Origin of the sequence: Bacillus sp. 3G2 (assembly GCF_044324725.1) — a bacterium.
Lineage (GTDB): Bacteria > Bacillota > Bacilli > Bacillales > Bacillaceae_G > Bacillus_A > Bacillus_A mobilis.
The window spans coordinates 4608904-4632500 of record NZ_CP172246.1; the positions used below are offsets into that span (position 1 = coordinate 4608904).

General features: G+C 39.4%; 14 protein-coding genes, 22 tRNA genes and 2 rRNA genes (1 of these 38 running past the window's edge). 6 read left to right on the top strand and 32 right to left on the bottom strand.

What is annotated here, in order from left to right:
- Positions 1-13 precede the first annotated feature (13 nt).
- Positions 14-214, bottom strand: coding sequence for a cold-shock protein CspD (cspD, locus tag ACHZK0_RS23750; protein ID WP_001193053.1), 201 nt, complete (start codon positions 212-214; stop codon positions 14-16).
- A gap of 320 nt (positions 215-534) precedes the next feature.
- Here cspD and ACHZK0_RS23755 point away from each other — a divergent pair, with 320 nt between their 5' ends.
- From ACHZK0_RS23755 to ACHZK0_RS23765, 3 genes are all read left to right on the top strand, one after another.
- Positions 535-1317, top strand: a complete 783-nt coding sequence (locus ACHZK0_RS23755) for a TIGR00266 family protein (RefSeq protein WP_395760948.1) — start codon at positions 535-537, stop codon at positions 1315-1317.
- Between the two features lie 291 nt (positions 1318-1608).
- Positions 1609-2331, top strand: coding sequence for a lipase family protein (locus tag ACHZK0_RS23760; RefSeq protein WP_001260118.1), 723 nt, complete (start codon positions 1609-1611; stop codon positions 2329-2331).
- A 76-nt stretch (positions 2332-2407) separates the two neighbouring features.
- Positions 2408-2542 (top strand): hypothetical protein, encoded by a 135-nt coding sequence (locus ACHZK0_RS23765; RefSeq protein WP_097816484.1) that lies wholly within the window; start codon positions 2408-2410, stop codon positions 2540-2542.
- Positions 2543-2623: 81 nt separating this feature from the next.
- Here ACHZK0_RS23765 and glgP read toward each other — a convergent pair whose 3' ends face one another.
- From glgP to glgB, 5 genes are all read right to left on the bottom strand, one after another.
- Positions 2624-5032 carry a glycogen phosphorylase gene (gene glgP / locus ACHZK0_RS23770; RefSeq protein WP_097865227.1) on the bottom strand — a complete coding sequence of 803 codons (2409 nt, stop codon included), beginning with the start codon at positions 5030-5032 and terminating at the stop codon, positions 2624-2626.
- A gap of 18 nt (positions 5033-5050) precedes the next feature.
- The gene (gene glgA / locus ACHZK0_RS23775) at positions 5051-6481 is read right to left on the bottom strand and encodes a glycogen synthase GlgA (RefSeq protein WP_262741756.1); all 1431 of its coding nucleotides are present in this window, start codon (positions 6479-6481) and stop codon (positions 5051-5053) included.
- Between the two features lie 113 nt (positions 6482-6594).
- Positions 6595-7629 (bottom strand): glucose-1-phosphate adenylyltransferase subunit GlgD, encoded by a 1035-nt coding sequence (glgD, locus tag ACHZK0_RS23780; RefSeq protein WP_395760949.1) that lies wholly within the window; start codon positions 7627-7629, stop codon positions 6595-6597.
- Positions 7630-7647: 18 nt separating this feature from the next.
- Positions 7648-8778, bottom strand: a complete 1131-nt coding sequence (gene glgC, locus ACHZK0_RS23785; protein WP_395760950.1) for a glucose-1-phosphate adenylyltransferase — start codon at positions 8776-8778, stop codon at positions 7648-7650.
- On the bottom strand, positions 8726-10663 hold the full coding sequence (gene glgB / locus ACHZK0_RS23790; RefSeq protein ID WP_395760951.1) for a 1,4-alpha-glucan branching protein GlgB: 1938 nt from the start codon (positions 10661-10663) through the stop codon (positions 8726-8728). Before glgB ends, glgC begins: the two co-directional genes overlap by 53 nt.
- Positions 10664-11134: 471 nt before the next feature.
- On the opposite strand from glgB, the gene ACHZK0_RS23795 reads away from it, so the two are divergent.
- Together ACHZK0_RS23795 and ACHZK0_RS23800 are read left to right on the top strand one after the other, a co-directional pair.
- Complete coding sequence (locus tag ACHZK0_RS23795) at positions 11135-11740, top strand: CalY family protein (protein ID WP_262741753.1); 606 nt, start codon at positions 11135-11137, stop codon at positions 11738-11740.
- Between the two features lie 32 nt (positions 11741-11772).
- Complete coding sequence (locus tag ACHZK0_RS23800) at positions 11773-15996, top strand: S8 family serine peptidase (RefSeq protein ID WP_395760952.1); 4224 nt, start codon at positions 11773-11775, stop codon at positions 15994-15996.
- Positions 15997-16323: 327 nt separating this feature from the next.
- Here ACHZK0_RS23800 and ACHZK0_RS23805 read toward each other — a convergent pair whose 3' ends face one another.
- Positions 16324-17268, bottom strand: coding sequence for an L-lactate dehydrogenase (locus tag ACHZK0_RS23805; RefSeq protein WP_000715331.1), 945 nt, complete (start codon positions 17266-17268; stop codon positions 16324-16326).
- A gap of 417 nt (positions 17269-17685) precedes the next feature.
- A complete protein-coding gene (locus ACHZK0_RS23810; RefSeq protein ID WP_270341285.1) occupies positions 17686-18285 on the bottom strand; it encodes a TetR/AcrR family transcriptional regulator in 600 nt (199 codons plus the stop codon).
- 323 nt (positions 18286-18608) lie between these two features.
- Here ACHZK0_RS23810 and ACHZK0_RS23815 point away from each other — a divergent pair, with 323 nt between their 5' ends.
- A complete protein-coding gene (locus ACHZK0_RS23815; protein WP_395760953.1) occupies positions 18609-19832 on the top strand; it encodes an MFS transporter in 1224 nt (407 codons plus the stop codon).
- Positions 19833-19996: 164 nt separating this feature from the next.
- On the opposite strand, the gene ACHZK0_RS23820 is transcribed toward ACHZK0_RS23815, so the two are convergent.
- From ACHZK0_RS23820 to ACHZK0_RS23935, 24 genes are all read right to left on the bottom strand, one after another.
- Positions 19997-20068, bottom strand: a tRNA-Glu gene (locus ACHZK0_RS23820).
- 5 nt (positions 20069-20073) lie between these two features.
- Positions 20074-20164 (bottom strand) — tRNA-Ser (locus tag ACHZK0_RS23825).
- Between the two features lie 7 nt (positions 20165-20171).
- A tRNA-Asn gene (locus ACHZK0_RS23830) sits at positions 20172-20246 on the bottom strand.
- A gap of 7 nt (positions 20247-20253) precedes the next feature.
- Positions 20254-20330, bottom strand: a tRNA-Ile gene (locus tag ACHZK0_RS23835).
- A 10-nt stretch (positions 20331-20340) separates the two neighbouring features.
- Positions 20341-20411, bottom strand: a tRNA-Gly gene (locus tag ACHZK0_RS23840).
- A 13-nt stretch (positions 20412-20424) separates the two neighbouring features.
- A tRNA-Lys gene (locus ACHZK0_RS23845) sits at positions 20425-20500 on the bottom strand.
- Between the two features lie 10 nt (positions 20501-20510).
- Positions 20511-20586 (bottom strand) — tRNA-Thr (locus tag ACHZK0_RS23850).
- 14 nt (positions 20587-20600) lie between these two features.
- Positions 20601-20676: transfer RNA gene (locus ACHZK0_RS23855), tRNA-Phe, on the bottom strand.
- A 13-nt stretch (positions 20677-20689) separates the two neighbouring features.
- Positions 20690-20765 (bottom strand) — tRNA-Asp (locus ACHZK0_RS23860).
- A gap of 3 nt (positions 20766-20768) precedes the next feature.
- A tRNA-Met gene (locus ACHZK0_RS23865) sits at positions 20769-20845 on the bottom strand.
- A gap of 27 nt (positions 20846-20872) precedes the next feature.
- Positions 20873-20965, bottom strand: a tRNA-Ser gene (locus tag ACHZK0_RS23870).
- Between the two features lie 17 nt (positions 20966-20982).
- Positions 20983-21059, bottom strand: a tRNA-Ile gene (locus tag ACHZK0_RS23875).
- A gap of 4 nt (positions 21060-21063) precedes the next feature.
- A tRNA-Met gene (locus ACHZK0_RS23880) sits at positions 21064-21140 on the bottom strand.
- A gap of 20 nt (positions 21141-21160) precedes the next feature.
- Positions 21161-21233 (bottom strand) — tRNA-Ala (locus ACHZK0_RS23885).
- 14 nt (positions 21234-21247) lie between these two features.
- Positions 21248-21321, bottom strand: a tRNA-Pro gene (locus tag ACHZK0_RS23890).
- A 10-nt stretch (positions 21322-21331) separates the two neighbouring features.
- Positions 21332-21405: transfer RNA gene (locus ACHZK0_RS23895), tRNA-Arg, on the bottom strand.
- Between the two features lie 3 nt (positions 21406-21408).
- Positions 21409-21497, bottom strand: a tRNA-Leu gene (locus ACHZK0_RS23900).
- Positions 21498-21513: 16 nt separating this feature from the next.
- Positions 21514-21588 (bottom strand) — tRNA-Gly (locus ACHZK0_RS23905).
- A 29-nt stretch (positions 21589-21617) separates the two neighbouring features.
- Positions 21618-21698 (bottom strand) — tRNA-Leu (locus tag ACHZK0_RS23910).
- Between the two features lie 23 nt (positions 21699-21721).
- A tRNA-His gene (locus ACHZK0_RS23915) sits at positions 21722-21797 on the bottom strand.
- A gap of 10 nt (positions 21798-21807) precedes the next feature.
- Positions 21808-21883 (bottom strand) — tRNA-Thr (locus tag ACHZK0_RS23920).
- Between the two features lie 4 nt (positions 21884-21887).
- A tRNA-Val gene (locus ACHZK0_RS23925) sits at positions 21888-21963 on the bottom strand.
- Positions 21964-21967: 4 nt separating this feature from the next.
- A 5S ribosomal RNA gene (rrf, locus tag ACHZK0_RS23930) occupies positions 21968-22083 on the bottom strand.
- Between the two features lie 101 nt (positions 22084-22184).
- Positions 22185-23597 (bottom strand): 23S ribosomal RNA (locus ACHZK0_RS23935) (it continues 1509 nt past the right edge of the window).

Consider the following 23597-nt stretch of genomic DNA (forward strand, 5'->3'; position numbering starts at 1 on the left):
TATCGCTAGCTAATTAGTTTTTTGTAACGTTAGCTGCTTGTGGTCCGCGGTTTCCTTCAACGATTTCGAAAGAAACTTCTTGACCTTCTTCTAAAGTTTTGAAGCCTTCGCCTTGGATAGCTGAGAAATGTACGAATACGTCTTCTCCGCCTTCAACTTCGATGAAGCCAAAACCTTTTTCGCCGTTAAACCATTTAACTTTACCTGTTTGCATGTCATGTACCTCCTAAATAAAAATGAAACTATGAATCCACATGAAAAGGTGGATATAAAGGACATGAATGTATAACAAGCTTACAGCCTTTAATACAACGTGCTTTATTTCCGTACCACATTATGTAGCTCAATAGTGCTTTCACTATATCATGCTATATCCAAAACGTCAAATGAGAACACTTTCAATCCATCGTTTTTTATAATCCTAGTATAACCTTAAATTTTTATTCTATTTTTATTCAAAATTAACAAATCTACAGTATTCTAATTTCTTTGATTTCGGTACAATATAATTACTACATATGATGAGGTGAAAAAATGCAAGCACATGAAATCGAGTTTAAATTATATGGCGATGATATGCAGTTTGTTGAAATTGAATTAGATCCAGAAGAAAGCGTTATCGCAGAGGCTGGCGCAATGATGATGATGGAAGATCATATCGAAATGGAAACCATTTTCGGTGATGGTTCTGGCCAATCTAATGGGCTATTCGGTAAATTAATGGGTGCTGGTAAACGTCTCGTTACAGGTGAAAGCATGTTTATGACTGTATTTACAAATACAGGTCACGGCAAGCGCCACGTATCTTTTGCTGCTCCTTATCCTGGTAAAATTGTTCCTGTAGATTTAACAGAATATCAAGGAAAAGTAGTATGTCAAAAAGACGCGTTTCTTTGTGCAGCAAAAGGCGTTTCTATCGGAATCGAGTTTACGAAAAAAATCGGAACTGGTTTCTTCGGTGGGGAAGGTTTCATCATGCAGAAACTTGAAGGTGATGGACTTGCTTTCATGCATGCAGGCGGAACTGTATACAAACGTGAATTAAAACCCGGTGAAAGACTTCGCATTGATACGGGTTGTCTCGTAGCCATGACAAAAGACGTTAACTACGATGTTCAATTCGTTGGAAAAGTAAAAACCGCTCTATTTGGCGGCGAAGGTTTATTCTTCGCAACGTTAGAAGGACCTGGAACAGTTTGGATTCAGTCTCTAACACTTAGCCGTTTAGCAGCACGCCTAACAAGTCCAGCAGCTCAAAATAGCGGTGAAGGCAGCGTTTTAGGCGGACTTGGACGTCTTTTAGATGGGAAAGAATAAAGTGAAACTTTAATCAGTGGGGTTTTCTTCATCCCCCACCTAACTTCTTTGCTTTCGCTGAATTTTGAGGTGGGGGTCTTACTGCCCATTAAAGCGGGGTAAAACAAAAAAGAGATAGTCCCCTTCATAGGGAGCTATCTTTTTTTTAACTGTATAAATCTCTTTGAATTCCATAGCCTCTTTTGGCCGCGCTTCTTCATATTTATAAAGGTTCAAACCTCCTCAAAAGAATGAATCAAGTCCCTCACTGCATATATTGAACTATACTTTTTCTTAAGGAGGGCTTCCTTAATGCGTACTCCTTTATCCTTCGATAAAGATACTGCCATATTGTTAGCTTCTTGTTGCGAGTTAACGTATGAACAATATAAACAAAATGGGATTTTCGAAATACCAGATGGTTTTCAATATGTACAAGGCTTTCAAGGAAAAACCATTCAAACGACAGAATGGTTCGGATTCATACTAGAATCTGAGGATACGATTATTGTAGCTTTTCGCGGGACACAAACAGATACAGACTGGATTATCGATTCACTCGTTAACCAAAAACCATACCCATATGCTTTAAACAGCGGAAATGTCCATAACGGCTTTCTTTCCATTTATGAATCTTGCCGAGATTCTATTATGGATATGCTCGTATCACTACCAGCCCATAAAAAGCTTCTTGCAACAGGTCATAGCTTAGGCGGCGCGCTCGCTACACTACATATACTCGATGCACGTATAAACACCGCCTTCGCACAGTACGGTCTTTACACATTTGCCTCTCCCAAAGTGGGCGATATTGCATTTCGTAATTATTATAAACTACAAGTAGCTAGTAGCTTTCGCTTTGTTAATTTATTTGATGTCGTTCCTCTTCTCCCTCCGCGAAACATAAATTTTAATGATCGTGATTGGGAATATGCACACGTTCATCACAACATGACTTTTACAAAGAACACAAAATCTATTACGAATAATCATGCCATTACAACATACAAAACATGTCTGACTTCTCATTTTTGAACAGTAAACAATTGGAAATTAAATATCCTTATACTATAATAATATATGAAGTTATTTTTGGATGAGGGGACCTTACATGCTAAAATTTATCTTTGCACTTTTTCTCATTGTAATTTTTTCGTTTACGGGTTTCTTTACATTTTCATACTTTGCGACAGGAGAATACGGTGGAACAGGTATCATGTATACTGCCATCCCATTTCTTTCTTAAGCAAAAAAAGAAACCCGAGCTTAATGAGATTAAGCTCGGGTTTTTAAACGATTATATTCTTCTTTTAAAAGGGACTTTCATTTAATACTGCGTAACCGCATTTCCAATACCCCAAATCTCATTACTATACTGTAAAATCGTTCGATCGCTCGCGAAATGACCAGATTGTGCAATATTTAAAATCGACATTTCTAGCCACTTCGTTCGGTTCTCATAAGCTCTACCGACAGCTTCTTGTCTTTCCGCATATGGACCAAAATCTCGCAGAACGAAGTATTCATCATTTTGAATTACGAGAGAATCGTAAATCGCTTCAAATTCAGCTCCTGAATGTGCAAAGAAACCATTCGTTAACTGATCTACTACTTTTTTAATATGCATATTGTGGTGATAATAATCACTCGCACGATATCCACCATTTTGATAGTAATGAAGAACCTCTTCCGCCGTTAAACCGAAAATGAAGCAGTTATCATCACCGACTCTGTCTTTTATTTCAACATTAGCTCCGTCTAACGTGCCGAGTGTAATCGCACCATTCATCATAAATTTCATATTACCTGTTCCAGATGCCTCTTTACTCGCAGTTGAAATTTGTTCACTTATATCCGCAGCTGGGAATATATCTTCAGCTAAAGACACTCGATAGTTTTCTAGAAAGATAACTTTCATATATTGGCTTACGTACGGATCATTATTCACTTTCCTTGCGAGTTCATTAATTAATTTAATAATTTTTTTCGCATAGTAATAGCCAGGTGATGCTTTCGCTCCAAAAATAAAAGTGCGCGGATAAAATGTAAAACTAGCATCCTCTTTCAAACGGTTATACAAATATAAAATATGAAGAACGTTTAATAATTGTCGTTTGTAAGCATGCAGTCTTTTTACTTGCACATCAAAAATAGAATTAGGATCAATTGTAATCCCCATTTTATTATGAATACGCTCCGCTAAAATCTCTTTACGCTCTTGTTTTACCTCTGCAAATTTCTCTTGGAAACTCGCATCGTGTTGAACTAATTGCAGCGCTTGAAGCTTAATCGGTTCTTTCTTCCACTCTGTTCCAATCGCCTCTGAAATAAGGTTCGTCAGCTGCGGATTCGCCTTCATTAACCAGCGTCTATGAGCGATTCCATTCGTCTTATTATTAAACTTATCTGGATAGAACTCATAAAACAATCGCATTTCACGTTGCTTTAAAATTTCCGTATGAATTTTCGCTACACCATTAACGCTATGACTACCGACAATTGCTAAATGAGCCATTTTCACAAGATCATGCGCAATAATCGCCATCTCTTCAATACGATGCCATTCATATGGATAACGTTCCCAAAGTTCGTGACAGAAACGTTCATTAATCTCTTCAATAATCATATAGATTCTCGGTAATAACGGTTTAAAAATGTGAATTGGCCACTTCTCAAGTGCTTCTGATAACGTTGTATGGTTCGTATAAGAAATCGTTTGCGTCGTTATGTGCCAAGCCTCTTCCCATGCTAGTTTTTCTTCATCTAATAAAATACGCATCAGTTCTGGAATCGCCAAAACTGGATGTGTATCATTAATATGAATCGCAATTTTCTCATGCAATTGACGAAGGTCACCATATCTTTCTCTATGCAGACGAACGATATTTTGCAAACTTGCTGATACGAGGAAATACTGTTGTTTCAAACGAAGTATTTTTCCCTCATCATGCGTATCATCTGGATATAAAAACTCCGATACCGCTTCTGTTTCACGCTTATATTTCAAAATATCTTTGCAATTTTGCGGGAAAGGAACTGGTTCAGCATTCCAAAGTCTAAGTGTGTTTACAGTACTCGTCTCATAACCTACTACCGGAACGTCATATGGTACTGCCATGATCACTTCTGCATTCGTATGCCTGAACTCTAAACGTCCATCAATGTATAGCGGTTCAACATTACCGAAATAACTTACTTCTACAGCTTGATCATGCCTTCTTACTTCCCATACGTTTTCATGAAGAAGCCACTGTTCTGGAAATTCAACTTGATAACCATCAACAATTTTTTGATCAAATAAGCCGTGTTTGTAACGAATGCCACAGCCATGACCTGGTAAGTTTAACGATGCAAGTGAATCAAGGAAACAGGCTGCTAATCGTCCAAGTCCACCATTTCCAAGACCTGCATCTGCTTCCACCTCTTCTAATTCTTGCAACGAAATACCAAGCTCAGAAAGTCCTTGCTCACATACATCCCTGATGCCTAAATTCAAGATGTTACTTCCAAGCAAACGCCCAAGTAAAAATTCAATGGATAAGTAATACATTTGCTTTCGCTCTCCTGATCGATAGCTTTCGTTCGTTGCAATCCATTGACTATTCATATACTCACGTACCATGTACCCAAGTGTATTGTATTGATCACGAGTTGTGGAATCTTTGAAACTTTTCCCATACATCGTCTCTAACTTTTCTAGAAAAGCTGATTTGAAGCTTTCAACATGAGTAAACATTTCTTCACCACCTACATGTTATTCCATGAGACTTTTATACAATTTCTTATAGGCAAGAGCTGATTTCTCCCAGCTATAATCTTCCGTCATCGCTTGCTTTACAAGCTGCTCCCATACCGGTTTATCATGATAAAATTCAATTGCACGAAGAACCGTGTGCAGCATGTCATGTGCATTAAAGTTCGTGAAACTGAAACCATTTCCTTCTCCAGTTTCTTCGTCATAAGATTGTACCGTATCATTTAATCCACCTGTTTCTCTTACAATCGGAATCGTACCGTACGCTAATGCGATAAGTTGTCCAAGTCCACACGGTTCAAATAGTGATGGCATTAAGAATAAATCACTTCCCGCATATACTTGGTGAGCTAATTCTTCATTAAATCCGATATACACTTTTACCTTTTCAGGATACTCGTATGCCATCCACTCAAAGAATTGCTCATATTCCGAATCACCTGATCCTAAAATAATACATTGTACATCTTCCTCCATTATTTCGCGGAATACAGTACGTACTAAATCAAGACCTTTTTGCTTCGTTAATCTCGTTACCATCGAAATAATTGGTGTATCGTCTTTTTCTGGCAAACCAAAATAACGCTGCAAGGCGCGTTTATTTTCATTCTTTTCCTCTAATGACTCCGCATCGTACTGAGCAGTAATATACGAATCCGTTTCTGGATTATATACGCTCGTATCAATTCCATTTACGATGCCGCTAAGCTTACCATTATTCTTTCGTAACAACCCATCTAACTTCTCACCGAAAAACTCATATTGAATTTCCTCTTTGTATGTCGGGCTAACCGCTGTAATTTGATCAGAAGCGATAATTCCGCCCTTCATAAAGTTCACATTTCCATAAAACTCTAGCTGCTCACTATGAAAATATTCGTCACCAAGTTCTAACAAGTCGTACATCACTTCAGGAGGAAATACACCTTGGAACTGCAAGTTATGAATCGTATATACCGTTTTAATATGCTCATATAATGGATTATCTTGATACTTTTCACGTAGTAAGAAATTCACCATAGCTGTATGCCAATCGTGACTATGAAGAACATCCACTTCGAAATCCAGATGAGGAATACACTCTAAAACTGCTTTCGAAAAATAAGAAAAACGCTCTCCGTCATCATAATGACCATATAGAGAATCTCTCTTAAAATAATATTCATTATCTATTAAGTAATACGTAATCCCGTCTTGCTCACCTTTTAAAATTCCGCAATATTGATTTCTCCACCCAAGCGGGACGTTAATTACTTTATGTAACGTACATCCATCCCTTAATTTTTGCGGAATAAGACTATAGTTTGGAAGTATAATGCGAACGTCCACGCCTAATTTTTTTAGCTCTTTTGGGAGCGCACCTGCTACATCAGCTAATCCTCCCGATTTAACAAATGGTACACATTCTGATACTGCAAATAAAATATTCACTTGTTGTCCCACTGCACGAAAAGCTTATACTACTTCCCTTGCAGCTTCCTCCCTTCGAGTTTTCATTTAAATGAATGCTTTAATCAGTGGAGGAAAAACCCCCACTGATTCTTTTAAGAATAACTATTAATCGTACTATTTTGAATGCTTCCTTTTTCTACAACATATGGCTCATCGGCGTTTCCTTTTAGTACAACACCGTCACCAATTTTCACGTCTTTATCAATAATAATACCGTCTATTATACAATTATCTCCAATTTTGCTCTTCTGCATAATAATGCTATTACGAACAATTGAACCTTTCCCAATTTTAACAGAACGGGAGATAACACTATTTTCTACTTCACCTTCGATAATACTACCGTTTGCAATCATTGTATTTTTCACGGCTGCACCCTTCAGGTAACGAGTTGGTGGCTCATCTTTTACTTTCGTAAAGATCGGTGCTTCTTTCTTAAATAATTGCTTCCAAATAGCAGGCTGCAAAATTTCTAAGCTATGTTTATAGTAACTTTCAATCGAATCAATAATAGCTACATATCCTGTATGCTCATACGTAGCAATATGCAGTGATTTTCCGCGCTTTTCTCTCACTACATCAAATAAACTGTATTGCTCCACACCTTTATATGTCTCAAATAAATCTAACAATAATTGTTTCTTTAACACGTATGTTTGAAGCGAAACCCCTTCATGGCAAACTTCAGTAATATCAGCTGCCGTATGTATATGTCGCTCTAACACCGCCTGGAAATTTAATGCTGTTACGAGATGGCTATTCGTAATAACAACGTATTCTTCTCTAGCTCTTAAAAAATAATCAATATGTCTTCTAAAATGTGCAAAAGAACCAAATTCATCTTGATCACATTGGCAATTTGGCGGGAATAAAAACAGTCCGTCTCTTTTTCTATCTAAATCCCACTGTTTTCCTGAACCAACATGGTCCATTAGTGAACGGTTTTTATGACTTGTAAAAACCGCTACACTATGAATATTAGAATTCACCATATTTGAAAGCATGAAATCAATGAGTCGATAACGGCCCCCAAACGGTAACGCCGCTAGTGAACGATGCCCTGTTACTTTCTTTAAGGAAGGAAAACTTCCCGTTGCATTAATAATTCCTAACATTTTTTCTCCCATTCATTTCATCCCCCTTTTCTATTTCCCTTCAGCAATGAGTACTACATCGTCGACATTTTTTTCTGGACGAATAATTGTTCCATCTTCAATAACCATTTCCGATCCAACAATCGCTCTTTCAATTACAACATTTTTACCAATCTTCGCTCCTGGCATAACGACAGAATCAATAACCATACTACCTTCTTCCACCGTCACTCCTTGGAATAACACAGAATGCTTCACGTCCCCTTCAATGACGCATCCTTCGTTAATAAGTGATTCTTCTACTTTTGCCTTTTCGGCAATATATTGAGGTGGCTCATTTGGATTCACAGAATAAATACGCCAATTACGATCATTTAAATTCAGCGACGTTTCATCGCGAAGTAAATCCATATTCGCTTCCCATAAGCTTTTCACCGTTCCAACATCTTTCCAATATCCTTCAAACGGATACGCCATCAGCTTTTTCCCTTCATCTAGTAAAAGCGGAAGTACATCTTTTCCGAAATCATTACTAGATTCAGGATTTCTTGCATCCATCTCTAAATACTCTTTCAAAATTGCCCAGTTAAAAATATAAATCCCCATTGATGCAAGATTACTTCTTGGAAATTGCGGTTTCTCTTCAAATTCAACAATCTCCATCTCTTCATTCGTATTCACAATACCGAAACGACTCGCTTCATCCCAAGGCACTTCAATAACAGAAATCGAAACGTCCGCTTCTTTCTCCACATGGTAATCTAGCATTTTACTGTAATCCATTTTATAAATATGGTCGCCTGATAAAATCAAAACATACTCTGGTTCGTACTGACTTAAATAGTTTAAGTTTTGATAAATGGCACTTGCCGTACCTGTGTACCATTTCACCCCTGAAGACTCCGCATAAGGAGGTAACACTGTGACTCCACCGCTTACTCGGTCTAAATCCCAAGCATTGCCGATTCCGATATAATTATGAAGTTCGAGTGGTTGATATTGCGTTAAAATCCCCACTGTTTCAATACCAGAATTCGCACAGTTACTTAGCGTAAAATCAATAATGCGATATTTACCACCAAATGGAACAGCTGGCTTGGCTAAATTTTTTGTTAATGCACTTAATCGACTACCTTTTCCCCCTGCTAGTAACATTGCTACGCACTTTTGTTTTTGAGCCATCTTGTTTTTTGCTCCCCTTTCTCGTCTTCACTGGTCGTAATATGGATACGCCAAATGGTGGAATTGTAATTTCTACATGTGCCGCTTGATTATGATACGGTTCCTGAATCGTCTTGAGACGTTTCTTATTCACTTGCCCCGATCCGCCATATTGCTCAGCGTCACTGTTTAAAATCTCGTTATAATACTCGAAATCTGGCAAACCTACTTTATAGTTTTCATATGTAGCTTTCGTAAAATTACATACGACAACTAACGCATCTTCTTGTTTATCCCCTTGGCGGATAAACGAGAAAATACTTTGCTCATGATTATTAGCATCTATCCACTGAAATCCTTCCGGTGAATGATCAAGCTGCCAAAGTGGTTTGGAGCGCTTATACAATGCTATGAGCTCTTTAAAGTAATCATGCATATAACGATGCATTTCAAAGTCATGTAAATTCCAATCTAAATCTTCAAGATCTTTCCACTCATCAAACTGCCCGAATTCTCCACCCATAAAGAGTAATTTCTTACCTGGGTGAGTAAAGAAATATCCATATAATAAACGAAGTTGAGCAAACTTATCCCAGTAATCTCCTGGCATTTTATTTAATAACGACTTTTTCCCATGAACGACTTCATCATGAGAAAGCGGTAATATAAAGTTTTCAGAGTAAGCATATAGTAATGAGAACGTTATTTTCTCATGAATATGCTTCCTGTACTCAGGCGCGCACTCCATATATTTCAGCACATCATTCATCCAACCCATATTCCATTTGTAATTGAATCCAAGCCCACCTTCATACGTTGGAGCTGTTACAAGTGGCCAAGCCGTTGAATCTTCTGCTGTCATAAGAAAATCTTCATCTTCTGCAAACACCGCTTCATTTAACTCTCGTAAAAATGAAACAGCGTGCTCATTACTTTGCTCTTGTCCTTCTTTATTCCAGTACAGCATGTTCGCAACTGCATCCACCCTGAAACCATCAATATGGAAATACTTCATCCAAAATAACGCATTTGAAATTAAGAAATTACGTACTTCCCTCTTTCCTAAATCAAAATTGACAGTCCCCCATACTGTATTTTCTTGCACATCTATATCTTTATATTCATAAGTCGGTGTCCCATCAAACAAATATAAACCGTGAGCATCTTTACAAAAATGCCCCGGCACCCAATCTAAAATGACACCGATTCCATATTTATGACATTCATCGACAAAATACATCAAATCATGTGGCGTGCCGAATCTACTTGTCGCTGCATAATATCCCGTTCCTTGATATCCCCAAGAACGATCATATGGATGCTCAACAAGCGGCATAATTTCAATATGTGTAAATTGATGTTCCACCACATACGAAATGAGCTCCTCGGCCATTTCTCTGTAAGAATACAGAGCGCCATCTTCTTTCTTTTTCCAAGAACCGAAATGTAATTCATAAACTGTCATCGCTTCTTTATAAATCGATTTTTTCTTTCTCTTACGAATCCAGTTTTTATCATTCCATTCATATCCCTCTATATCAAAAACTACAGATGCCGTATTTGGTCTTACTTCTGCATATACTGCGTAAGGATCTGCTTTTAAAATCACGTTAGCATCCATCGTTTCAATCGCATACTTATATATCTCATTCTCTTCAATATGCGGTACAAACAAGGACCAAATCCCCTCTTCTGTCACTTGTAGCATCTTATGTTGCTCATAATCCCATTCATTAAAATCTCCAACAACACTCATTGCTTTCGCATGAGGAGCCCATACTGTGAATCGTACACCTCGCATCCCATCTTCCGTCACAATATGTGCCCCAAAGATGTTATAACTGTCATAGTACTTTTCTGTATGAAACTCATCTCGTTTCACTTCTTCACAATTTATTACATCCAATATGTTCACCTCACTAAGATGACAGAAATTTTTTACTCTTTATCATTTCTGCGAAAAACTGAAATATCCTTGTTATCTTTTAAAAAATATTCGTTTTTTTCTTTAATTTCGCTTAAAATATTCAAATTTACTGTGTAAAATATCGAATTTTGACGAATATTCATTGCAAACGCTTCATTTTCTACTAGTCTTTCATCCTAGTATTTATTTCTCAACCTTTATTTTATTAGATTAACCCTATTTTACCCGCTATTTATCACTTAAAATCGCAACAAAATAATCTGTCATAAAAAAATGTTTCTCAATATTTTTTGTCATAATTTTATTGAAATGGAAAATTCATAAGCATATACTTGTTCTCAATAAAGAACATTAACCTTTCGTAATTGTAATTCATAGCGGACTACTATGTTTACTTATTTATCCTTGTTACGAACGGTCGCTATAAAAATTTAACTAGGGGGCTTTCTTATGTCATTAAAACAAAAGGTTGGGATGGGAGTTGTCACAGCTTCACTTGGCTTATCCCTTACATTCGGCGGTGTATTCGCCTATTTCAGTGATTCTGAAACATCTAGTAACTCATTTCAAGCTGGTACACTAGATCTTTCTATTAATCCAAGTGTAATCGTTAATGTGAAAGATTTAAAACCAGGTGACTTGATTGAAAGAAACTTCAAGCTTGAAAATAAAGGGACATTGGATATTGCAAAAGTAGCACTTGAAACATCCTATAAAGTTACAGATGCAAAGCAAAATAACGATGGTGAAGATTTAGGCGATCACATCATCGTCAAATTTTTAGTGAATGATGGAAAGCCATCTAATCCAAACGATGATCACGAAATTTTGTGGGAAACAAAACTATCAGAATTAAAAACTATGAAACCTGAGGATGTAGCTACTTCTCTAGAACGTCATAACTTAATAGATGGTATTAAATCTGGTGAAACAGATTACTTACACGTTCTCTTCTCCTTTGAAGACAACGATCAAGATCAAAATAAATTCCAGGGTGATTCCTTACAGCTAAACTGGACATTCCACGCAGAGCAAACACCAGGCGTGGAGAAATAATTTTTTAAATATAAATTATCGGAGGCCTATATATGAAAAAGAAAAATCGTTTTGTTACCGGAATTGTAACGGCTGGCGTTCTATTTTCAACTGCCCTTCCATTCAATGTACTTGCTGAAAATCCTATTAACCAAATTGACTCTTCAAACGCCCAGTCTTTACTATCAAAACTTTCTAAAGAACAACGTCAAGCATTACAAACGTTAGATGCCAATCCTGGTTTTACTATTTCGCCAGATATTAATACGAGTAGTTCCGAACCAGTAAATATCATTGTAGAATTTCAAACGGCTCCAGTAAAGATTAATGAATTAAAACAAAAAGAAAAAGGATTACAAGCTGCTCCTGACAATATAAAAGCGCGTATTGATCAAGAACATGAGGAATTCCAAAAAGGATTAAAACGTCTTTATCAATTCAGCCCATCAGTAAAGTCAGGGAATTTCCAGTCTGTACAAATTAAACGTTCTTATAAGCATGCGATAAATGGTGTTGCTCTAACGTTACCTGCAAATACAGTGGAAGAATTGTTACGAATTGGCGTTGTAAAACGTATTTGGAAAGATTACGAAGTGAAATTAAATTTACCAAAACAAGCAGAGCAGAAAGCACCTCAAAAACTAACAGATAGCATTCCGCAAATTGGAGTAGATAAGTTACATAGCGAGGGCATTACTGGAAAAGGAATTAAAGTTGGTGTATTAGATACAGGTATTGATTACAATCATCCTGACTTAAAAGACGTGTATAAAGGCTATCGCGCAAAAGCAGGTGAAGATTCTAGTAAGGTAGACCCAAACTCCGTAAAAGGTTGGGACTTTATTAATAACGATGCAGATCCGATGGAAACAACTTATACAGAGTGGCAACAATCTGGTGCTCCTGAATTTGATGATCGTGGTTCTTCCTTCTACACTGCACATGGTACTCACGTAGCAGGTATCGTTTCTGCTCAAAAGAAAAATAAATCAGATTCCGCAGTAAAAGGTGTGGCACCTGACATTGAACTGTATAACTATCGCGTACTCGGTCCTTACGGAAGCGGAGATAGTTCTGGTATTATCGCTGCAATCGACAAATCTATTTCTGACGGTATGAACGTCATTAACTTATCTTTAGGTGATGATAGCAACAATCCGCTTGATCCAACATCTATCGCTGTTAATAACGCGATGCTTTCTGGTGTTGTTACAGTCGTTGCTGCTGGGAACTCTGGTCCAAACCCAGCGACACTCGGATCACCAGGTGCTTCTCCATTTGCTATTACAGTTGGAGCAAGTGATAGCTCTATTTCCTTACCGAAACTATCAGGTCATGCTGAACAATTACAATTCCCTAACCTAATTTTATTCGGCAAAAACTTCACTGATAAAATAGAAGATTTCAAAGGACAATCTCTCCCTATTGAATCTGTTGGAATCGGTACTCCTGACGAGTTTAGTAAAAAGGATGTAAAAGGAAAAATCGCTCTCGTTGCACGCGGCACACTCTCATTTGATGAAAAGATTGCAAATGCAAAACAAGCTGGTGCAAAAGCAGTTATTATTTATAACAATGTGGATGGAGAAATTCCTTACTACATCGGCGAAAATACAAAATACATTCCAGCATTCCGCTTAACGAAAGAAGATGGCGAAAAACTAAAAGCTCAAATTGAACAAGGTAAAACATCATTAACTTTCGATGAAATCAATTACATTCAAACAGAAGGCGATCATCTTGCAGACTTTAGCTCACGCGGCCCTGTTACATCAAATGATGATATTAAACCTGATATTACAGCACCTGGTGTTGCGGTACTTTCAACAGTACCTGAATATATTAACGACCCGCAAGAAGGTGAAAACTATGATGTTTCCTATGAACGTATGCAAGGAACATCTATGGCTTCTCCTCATATTGCTGGCGTTGCTGCTCTTATTTTACAAGAACATCCAGAATACTCTCCATTCGATGTAAAAGCGTCTCTTATGAACACAGCTGATGATTTAAAAGAAAAGTATTCCGTATATGAAGTGGGAGCTGGACGAGTAGATGCTTATAACTCTGTTCATACGGAAACAAGTTTTAAAGTGTTAGATACGACAAAAACAATTGTAAATGATGAAGTGATTGAAGTACCTGAAGAAACTGGATCCATTGCATTCGGTAAGTACTATCAAAAAGACGGGGAATCTCTTGAACAAAAACGAAAAATTAAAGTTGAAAATCGCAATAAACAAGAGAAGAAAGAATTTAAAACAGAAATTTCTTATACACCAGCATCTTCTGCTATTAACGATGCTGCCGCAAACGGTGTAAAGGTTTCTACTTCTGAAACAATTACGATTGATGCTAGTAAATCAGATGAGATTGAAGCAAAAATTAATATTCCTGCTGGTGCAAAGCAAGGCCGCTATGAAGGATATATCCATATTACAAACACGAAAAATAAAGAAGAAACGTATCAAATTCCGTTCTCTATTCGTGTATCAGAGCCTGGTATTGAAAATGCACTATTATCAAGAAAAACTATCTCAACTGATACATCTAAATTCAATCCATACCGTGAATCATATGTTCACGGGGCGTTCCAATTAAACAGCGAACTGGAAACGTTAGATCTTATCGTGAAAGATTCAAAAACAAATAAAGCGCTCGGCTTCATTGGAACATTAAACACGAGTGGCCTAAAAACGGACGTGTATTACTACTTAGATTCATTCTTTAACGGCAGAGTATATCCTTTTACAAATGATCCTGCAAAACCAATTGGTGATGAGAAAATCGACTTACCAGAAGGTGATTACACAATTGAGTTTGTTGGCTATGATAAAGCCGGTAAAGCACGTGTGAAAGGTGATTATGTCGTAATTGATAATACACCGCCAGAAGTGAAATTAACTGGATTACAGCCTGGTATTTATGAATTAAATGAAGAAAACTATACAGTAGAAGACGGTAAAAAAGCACTATGGATTAAAGGAAATGTATATGATTCTAACGTTGACTACTTAAGAGGAAAAGGATTAAACATTACGCAAGAAGCGAACGGCGTTATGTACTATGACTATTCTCCATACTTGCACAAGTTTTTACCTATTACGGAAAATGGTGACTTTAAAGTTGGCATTACACCTGATTCCTTTAAAACTGAAGGTCCAATGAATACAGGCGTATATATTTTCGATTATGCAACTGCAGGCCCTGACTACCCGAGCGGTGTAAATAACTATTGGTTTATCCCTCAAGGTGCTCAATATGCGAAAGCTAGTTATGATAAAAAAGAATTATATAAAAATGATGAATTCACTCTGACGCTATACACGAAGCACGTAAAACAATTTGTTGCCGGAGAATTTAACGTAAAATTCCTAGAGAAAAACTTCAAGTTTGCAAATGCAAAATTGAATCCTGCTTTTGAAAAGCTCCTTTCTGAAAAAGGTGTAACTGCAAAAGTGAATGAACCTAAATTAGAAGAAGGTTCTGTTACAGTAGGCGGAGCTATCGATGACAAAAACTTCGCGGGGTTAGATGGTGACTTCCCGTTCATTGATGTAACTTTCAAAGTAGAAAACGATGAATTTTATGAAGCAAATGCTCAATTAGATTCAGCAGTGTTCGCTTACTGGAAACAAGGTCAATCAGAGCCAAACAGAATGCGTGTCCTTCAAGATCAAACATTCTCAGTGATGTCTTTAAACTCACTAGTAGAAGGCAATATTAAACCTGGTGCATTCTTAAATGAACGTGGATATTTAGATGAAAAATTTGATTATACAAAGCTTGGCGTAAAAGTATATGCAACAGATTCTTATCGTCATAAGTTTGAAGGTTCACTCGATAAATACGGTTACTTTAAACTAAATGGACTTCCTGTTAATAAACGTGATTACAACTTGTACGTAGAAGTTCCAGGGCATTTAACAAGCCGTCTAACAACGAAATTAGGTACTGAAAAAGATGGTAAGCTACTTGGCCAATATTACTATGCACGCTTTGATGAAAACCTTGCGGGTGATGTAAATGGAGATAAAGTAATTGATATAAAAGATGCAGAAATTATCGCTAACAACTATGGTAAAAAAGGACTATCTGTAAAAGACGGCGACCTTAATAAAGATGGCATTGTCGACGAAAAAGATATTCGCTTCGTTGAAAAGAACTTCTTGAAGAAAGGTCCAGATGCATCTAAATCACAAACGCCTGTTGAAAAATCAAAAAGCGGTACACTAGCAGATATTTTAAAGAAATTAGGATTAACTCCTAAAAAATAGTAACAAAGAGCACTCTACATAAAAGTAGAGTGCTCTTTTCTATAAACGACCCTGATCCAGCAAAAGGGGTATATTGGGGATATACAAGGGAAACCGGAAAAGGAATTTATATTAAGTTATATAAAGTGAAACTTTAATCAGTGGGGGTTTTCTTCATCCCCCGCTGATTATCAGCCCTCACCAATCGGACTTTTATGGGCAGCCCGCCCCCCACCTAACTTCTTTGCTTTCGCTGAATTTTGAGGTGGGGTTCTTACTGCCCATTAAAGCGGGATAAAAACTCAGAGGTAGGAAGCAGTTTCCCGCCTCTGAATTATTTAGCAATTATTATAGTACTGGTGCCATTGTTTCTTTTAATACTTTTACAGAATGAGCGAATTTCGCTTTTTCTTCTTCATTTAACTCAAGTTCTACGATTTCACGTACACCTTGGCGGTTAATAACAGCAGGAACACCTACGTAAGCATCTTTCTCACCATACTGACCTTCAAGGTATGCAGATACAGTTAATACGCTGTTCTCATTGCTTAAGATTGCTTTAGTTACACGAAGTAGTGACATACCGATTCCGTAGTAAGTTGCACCTTTACGTTCGATAATATGGTAAGCTGCATCGCGTACATTTTCGAAGATTTTATCTAAGTCTTCTTGTTTGTACTGCTCGTTGTTAGCTAAAATTGTTTCTAGTTTTTGTACACCTACAGTAGCGTGGCTCCATACTGGAAGTTCAGTGTCACCGTGCTCACCAACGATGTAAGCATGAACGTTACGTGGATCTACATCTAAGTAGTCACCTAACATGTAACGGAAACGAGCAGAGTCTAAAGTAGTACCAGAACCGATTACGCGCTCTTTTGGTAAACCAGATTCTTTCCAAGTTACGTAAGTTAGAATGTCAACTGGGTTTGTTGCGATTAAGAAGATTCCATCGAATCCGCTATCCATAATACCGCGAACGATTTGTTTAAAGATCTTTGTATTTTTCTCAACTAAGTCTAAGCGAGTTTCACCTGGCTTTTGTGGTAATCCAGCTGTGATAACAACTAAATCTGCATCTTTACAATCTGCATAGCTACCGCTCCAAACTTTTGTTGCTGCTGGAGAGAATGGTACCGCATGGCTTAAGTCCATTGCTTCTCCTTCTGCTTTTGCTTCATTAACATCTACAAGTACGAATTCTTCAGCTACACCTTGGTTAATCATTGAGTAAGCGTAACTACAACCTACAGCTCCTGTTCCTACTAATACTACACGATTGATACCTTTTTTCATGGTAATTTCCCCTCTCTATTGTTCACATATATTTTTTTATGATTGTTTAAGTAATTAATTAAAATACTAATTTAATGTTGTTTAACTTCTTTACATTCATATTGTAGCACGTATTATTGTGAATTACTTCACAAATTATGACCTATTTGTGAACTTTTTCACATAGAGTGTAAAGTTATTAAATCAAGTATGAAATCAATCTCAATGGAGGCGTTTTCTTTAGATTGTGAACAAAAAGAATGTGATTCGATTATTCCCTATAACTAAATTCAATTTCTATAATCAAACTAACACATTATCCCCTTATAAGCTGGACGTCAGTTGGCCTATATAGACTACGGTGAAATAAATGAATTAGCCTATACTTTATCACCTCCCTTTTAACCATTACTGTATATTAAAAAATATCCGTTAAAATTAAGCGTTCTTTTCTAGTAATAAACCATCCAATATAAGTGATAGGCTATGCAAAGCTTTAGACAACTGCATCTCTGCATCTTCAGAATTCGCAATCCAACAAGCAAGGTCCACTAGTCCGCCATTTATGAATCTTGCTAAGGCTTCACAGTCCGTTTTTTCAATAATAGAGTCCTTCATTAATTGTTGAAGTATCTCCGCCATCGTCGTTAAACATTGCGACTGTGATGATTGATAATAACTATTTCCTAATACTGCTGGTGCATCTCGAAGTACGATTCGCTGAATTTCTGGATTAAGTGCCATTGTTAAATATGCACGACAACGCCCAACAAATCCTTCCCATTTTCCTTCCGCCTCATTTGATACTTCCCCTAATTTATTATCCATTTCCATGTCAATTTCTTTTATAACTGCTTCTAACAATCCTTTTTTATCACCAAAATGATGATAAATTGCACCACGTGTTAAACCGACAGATGCTGTAAAATCATCCATAGACGTGTTTACATATCCAACTGTACCAAAAGCCTCTCTTGCTGCACTCAGCAATTTAGCACGTGTTTCAGTAATCATTTCTGCTCTCGTTTTTTTAACCATCTTTTCCTCCTATTTCTATTCATTCTCTTTATTCAAAATAAATCGCATTATAGTATCGTTCTCTATGTAAAAGAATAACTCCTTTGAACGTCAGCTCTCTATCCAGAGATAAAACATTTCAATTGACATACGCACCGTATGTTAATATGATATTGGCATACGGTGCGTATGTCAATTATTTCTAGCTTACAAGATAATATAACTTCTTACCCATACCCTACATTGACTCACTGTCCCTTTTTATAGAAGGTATTAATGAAACAGAGGAGGAGTTAAAAGAATGAAGAATGTATATGTAAACGTCAAATACTTTGGTGATTATTATGTTTAATTCCTACCGTGAAATTTTCAGTGCTCCTGGTACAAAAGGATTCTCATTAGCAGGATTTATAGCTCGGATGCCCATATCAATGATGGGCATTGGTATTGTTACAATGTTATCTCAGTTACGTGGTGACTATTGGCTTGCTGGAGCTGTTGCAGCCACCTTTACATTATCATCAGCTTTACTAGCTCCTCATATTTCTCGGATGGCCGATCAATTAGGGCAATCTCGCATACTTCTTCCGACTACAGGTATCAGTGTTTTCTTTACGATCCTCTTACTTCTATGTACTAAATATGAAGCTCCTTATTGGACGCTATTTCTATCCGCCTTATGTGCAGGTTGTATGCCCAACATGTCAGCCATGGTGCGTGCACGTTGGACTAAACTATACCGTGGATCCCATAAATTGCATACAGCATTTTCCTTCGAATCGGTTGTCGACGAAATTTGCTTCATAATTGGTCCTGTATTATCTGTCAGTTTAAGCGTTATGTTCTTCCCAGAAGCAGGCCCACTTTTATCATCTGTTTTTCTTACAATGGGGGTATGCCTATTCACCATGCAAAAAAGCACAGAACCGCCTGTACACCCTCACGACACTACAAACAAAGGAACAGTGTTTAAAATTGGTTCTTTACGAGTACTAGTATTCACACTCATCGGCATAGGTACTATATTTGGCACAATAGATGTCGTTAGTGTAGCTTTTGCTGAACATCAAGGAAACACGGTAGCTGCTAGCTTTGTGCTTTCTGTCTATGCAATCGGTTCATGCCTTGCAGGTCTAATTTTCGGTACTCTTAAACTCAATATTCCACCCTATAATCAGTTTTTAATAGCAGTCACACTGTCCATGATAACAATGCTGCCACTAGTTTTCGTAAACACTATTCCTTGGCTAGTAGTTATTGTTTTCTTTGCAGGGTTATCTGTCGCTCCTACAATGATTATTACTATGGGGCTTGTGGAAAAAATCGTACCTGAATCGAAAATAACTGAAGGAATGACTTGGGCAATTACAGGACTTGGTATTGGAGTCTCCCTAGGATCAGCGATAGCTGGTTTAGTTATTGATAACTTTGGAGCTCGGGCAGGATTTAGTGTGGCTATTATAGCAGGAGGCCTTGCCTTAACTATTGCACTTTTAGGATACAAAACTCTTCACTCCGCATATAGTCATGCTGTTATGAAACCGGATGGCCGCTCAGCAGAGAGTTAAAACATATTCAAAAAATAGGATTACCTCTTCTTATGTATAAGAAGAGGTAATCCTATTTAAATTAATATAACTTTTTTAAATTGATTATTTATAATCTGTTATAGCTTCTTTTATATTTATACACAACAAAAAAGAGATAGCAGATTATGCTATCTCTTTTAGTATGACCCGTACGGGATTCGAACCCGTGTTACCGCCGTGAAAGGGCGGTGTCTTAACCACTTGACCAACGGGCCAGTTCTGGCAGAGAAGAAGGGATTCGAACCCTCGCACCGCGTTCGCGATCTACTCCCTTAGCAGGGGAGCCCCTTGAGCCACTTGGGTACTTCTCTATAAATATGGCTCCGCAGGTAGGACTCGAACCTACGACCGATCGGTTAACAGCCGATAGCTCTACCACTGAGCTACTGCGGAACAATTATGGTGGGCCTAAATGGACTCGAACCATCGACCTCACGCTTATCAGGCGTGCGCTCTAACCAGCTGAGCTATAGGCCCATAATTGAAAAGCGGGTGAAGAGAATCGAACTCTCGACCAGAGCTTGGAAGGCTCTTGTTTTACCACTAAACTACACCCGCATTAAATTGTAAATGGTGAGCCATGAAGGATTCGAACCTTCGACCCTCTGATTAAAAGTCAGATGCTCTACCAACTGAGCTAATGGCTCATTTTGAAAGTGGTGCCGACTAGAGGACTTGAACCCCCAACCTACTGATTACAAGTCAGTTGCTCTACCAATTGAGCTAAGTCGGCTTGCGACTTCAAAATGGTGGCTCGGGACGGAATCGAACCGCCGACACGAGGATTTTCAGTCCTCTGCTCTACCGACTGAGCTACCGAGCCTTTATGTAAAAAATGGCGGTCCCGACCGGGGTCGAACCGGCGATCTCCTGCGTGACAGGCAGGCATGTTAACCACTACACCACGGGACCATTTGGTTGCGGGGACAGGATTTGAACCTGCGACCTTCGGGTTATGAGCCCGACGAGCTACCGTGCTGCTCCACCCCGCGATAATAAAATATTTACTTTAGAAAAAATGGAGGAGGTAGAGGGATTCGAACCCCCGCGCGACTCTCGCCGCCTGTCGGTTTTCAAGACCGATCCCTTCAGCCGAACTTGGGTATACCTCCGAGATAGAAACGTCTAATGGTGGACCTTGTAGGACTCGAACCTACGACCGGACGGTTATGAGCCGTCTGCTCTAACCAGCTGAGCTAAAGGTCCTTTATGGTAGCGGCGGAGGGGATCGAACCCCCGACCTCACGGGTATGAACCGTACGCTCTAGCCAGCTGAGCTACACCGCCATAAATGATATTAAAAAAAGTGGAGCCTAGCGGGATCGAACCGCTGACCTCCTGCGTGCAAGGCAGGCGCTCTCCCAGCTGAGCTAAGGCCCCATGTTTTTGGAAAATCGGGAAGACAGGATTTGAACCTGCGACCCCCTGGTCCCAAACCAGGTGCTCTACCAAGCTGAGCCACTTCCCGTTAATAAAAGCGCGCCCGAGAGGAGTCGAACCCCTAACCTCTTGATCCGTAGTCAAACGCTCTATCCAATTGAGCTACGGGCGCATATGGTGCCGAGGGCGGGGGTCGAACCCGCACGGTGGTCACCCACCGCAGGATTTTAAGTCCTGTGCGTCTGCCTGTTCCGCCACCCCGGCATGTCATATTGAAAATTGGAGCGGAAGACGGGATTCGAACCCGCGACCCCAACCTTGGCAAGGTTGTATTCTACCACTGAACTACTTCCGCAAGACATGTATGAGTTATTTTATTAAAAGTGCGGGTGAAGGGAGTCGAACCCCCACGCCAAAGGCGCTAGATCCTAAGTCTAGTGCGTCTGCCAATTCCGCCACACCCGCATATTAATGATTTAAAGAAAAAATGGGGCGACTGATGGGAATCGAACCCACGAATGCCGGAGCCACAATCCGGTGCGTTAACCACTTCGCCACAACCGCCATGATTTTCTGGTGCCGACTAGAGGACTTGAACCCCCAACCTACTGATTACAAGTCAGTTGCTCTACCAATTGAGCTAAGTCGGCTAAATGGTGGAGGATGACGGGATCGAACCGCCGACCCCCTGCTTGTAAGGCAGGTGCTCTCCCAGCTGAGCTAATCCTCCATTTGCCTGGCAACGTCCTACTCTCACAGGGACAAGGTCCCAACTACCATCGGCGCTAGAGAGCTTAACTTCCGTGTTCGGTATGGGAACGGGTGTGACCTCTCTGCCATCATTACCAGACTGTATTCATTTAAGACAAGAATTATTGTAACTCATTTAACTTTTAAAGTCAACAAGTTTTTTATATTCTTTCAAAACTAGATAACATTGCTTCATATTATATGGTTAAGTCCTCGATCTATTAGTATTCGTCAGCTCCACATGTCACCATGCTTCCACCTCGAACCTATCAACCTGATCATCTTTCAGGGATCTTACTAGCTTACGCTATGGGAAATCTCATCTTGAGGGGGGCTTCATGCTTAGATGCTTTCAGCACTTATCCCTTCCGCACATAGCTACCCAGCTATGCCCTTGGCAGAACAACTGGTACACCAGCGGTGCGTCCATCCCGGTCCTCTCGTACTAAGGACAGCTCCTCTCAAATTTCCTACGCCCACGACGGATAGGGACCGAACTGTCTCACGACGTTCTGAACCCAGCTCGCGTACCGCTTTAATGGGCGAACAGCCCAACCCTTGGGACCGACTACAGCCCCAGGATGCGATGAGCCGACATCGAGGTGCCAAACCTCCCCGTCGATGTGGACTCTTGGGGGAGATAAGCCTGTTATCCCCGGGGTAGCTTTTATCCGTTGAGCGATGGCCCTTCCATGCGGAACCACCGGATCACTAAGCCCGACTTTCGTCCCTGCTCGACTTGTAGGTCTCGCAGTCAAGCTCCCTTATGCCTTTGCACTCTACGAATGATTTCCAACCATTCTGAGGGAACCTTTGGGCGCCTCCGTTACACTTTAGGAGGCGACCGCCCCAGTCAAACTGCCCACCTGACACTGTCTCCCGGGTCGATAAGACCCGTAGGTTAGAATTTCAATACAGTCAGGGCGGTATCCCACCAGCGCCTCCACCGAAGCTAGCGCTCCGGTTTCAATGGCTCCCGCCTATCCTGTACAAACTGTACCAAAATTCAATATCAGGCTACAGTAAAGCTCCACGGGGTCTTTCCGTCCTGTCGCGGGTAACCTGCATCTTCACAGGTACTATAATTTCACCGAGTCTCTGGTTGAGACAGTGCCCAAATCGTTACACCTTTCGTGCGGGTCGGAACTTACCCGACAAGGAATTTCGCTACCTTAGGACCGTTATAGTTACGGCCGCCGTTTACTGGGGCTTCAGTTCAGAGCTTCGCTTACGCTAACCCCTCTCCTTAACCTTCCAGCACCGGGCAGGTGTCACCCCCTATACTTCGCCTTACGGCTTCGCAGAGAGCTGTGTTTTTGCTAAACAGTCGCTTGGGCCTATTCACTGCGGCTTTCCGTTAAGAAAGCACCCCTTCTCCCGAAGTTACGGGGTCATTTTGCCGAGTTCCTTAACCAGAGTTCTCTCGCACACCTTAGGATTCTCTCCTCGCCTACCTGTGTCGGTTTGCGGTACAGGCACCTTTTATCTCGCTAGAAGCTTTTCTTGGCAGCGGGGAATCAAAGACTTCGCTCCATAAGGAGCTTCCCCATCACAACTCAGCCTTCACGATAAGCGGATTTGCCTACTTATCAGCCTAATTGCTTGGACGTGCAC

Coding starts and splice junctions, on each gene's coding strand:
- cspD (WP_001193053.1), bottom strand. CDS start 214: ATGCAAACAGGTAAAGTTAAATGGTTTAACGGCGAAAAAGGTTTTGGC.
- ACHZK0_RS23755 (WP_395760948.1), top strand. CDS start 535: ATGCAAGCACATGAAATCGAGTTTAAATTATATGGCGATGATATGCAG.
- ACHZK0_RS23760 (WP_001260118.1), top strand. CDS start 1,609: ATGCGTACTCCTTTATCCTTCGATAAAGATACTGCCATATTGTTAGCT.
- ACHZK0_RS23765 (WP_097816484.1), top strand. CDS start 2,408: ATGCTAAAATTTATCTTTGCACTTTTTCTCATTGTAATTTTTTCGTTT.
- glgP (WP_097865227.1), bottom strand. CDS start 5,032: ATGTTTACTCATGTTGAAAGCTTCAAATCAGCTTTTCTAGAAAAGTTA.
- glgD (WP_395760949.1), bottom strand. CDS start 7,629: ATGGGAGAAAAAATGTTAGGAATTATTAATGCAACGGGAAGTTTTCCT.
- glgC (WP_395760950.1), bottom strand. CDS start 8,778: ATGGCTCAAAAACAAAAGTGCGTAGCAATGTTACTAGCAGGGGGAAAA.
- ACHZK0_RS23795 (WP_262741753.1), top strand. CDS start 11,135: ATGTCATTAAAACAAAAGGTTGGGATGGGAGTTGTCACAGCTTCACTT.
- ACHZK0_RS23800 (WP_395760952.1), top strand. CDS start 11,773: ATGAAAAAGAAAAATCGTTTTGTTACCGGAATTGTAACGGCTGGCGTT.
- ACHZK0_RS23805 (WP_000715331.1), bottom strand. CDS start 17,268: ATGAAAAAAGGTATCAATCGTGTAGTATTAGTAGGAACAGGAGCTGTA.
- ACHZK0_RS23810 (WP_270341285.1), bottom strand. CDS start 18,285: ATGGTTAAAAAAACGAGAGCAGAAATGATTACTGAAACACGTGCTAAA.
- ACHZK0_RS23815 (WP_395760953.1), top strand. CDS start 18,609: ATGTTTAATTCCTACCGTGAAATTTTCAGTGCTCCTGGTACAAAAGGA.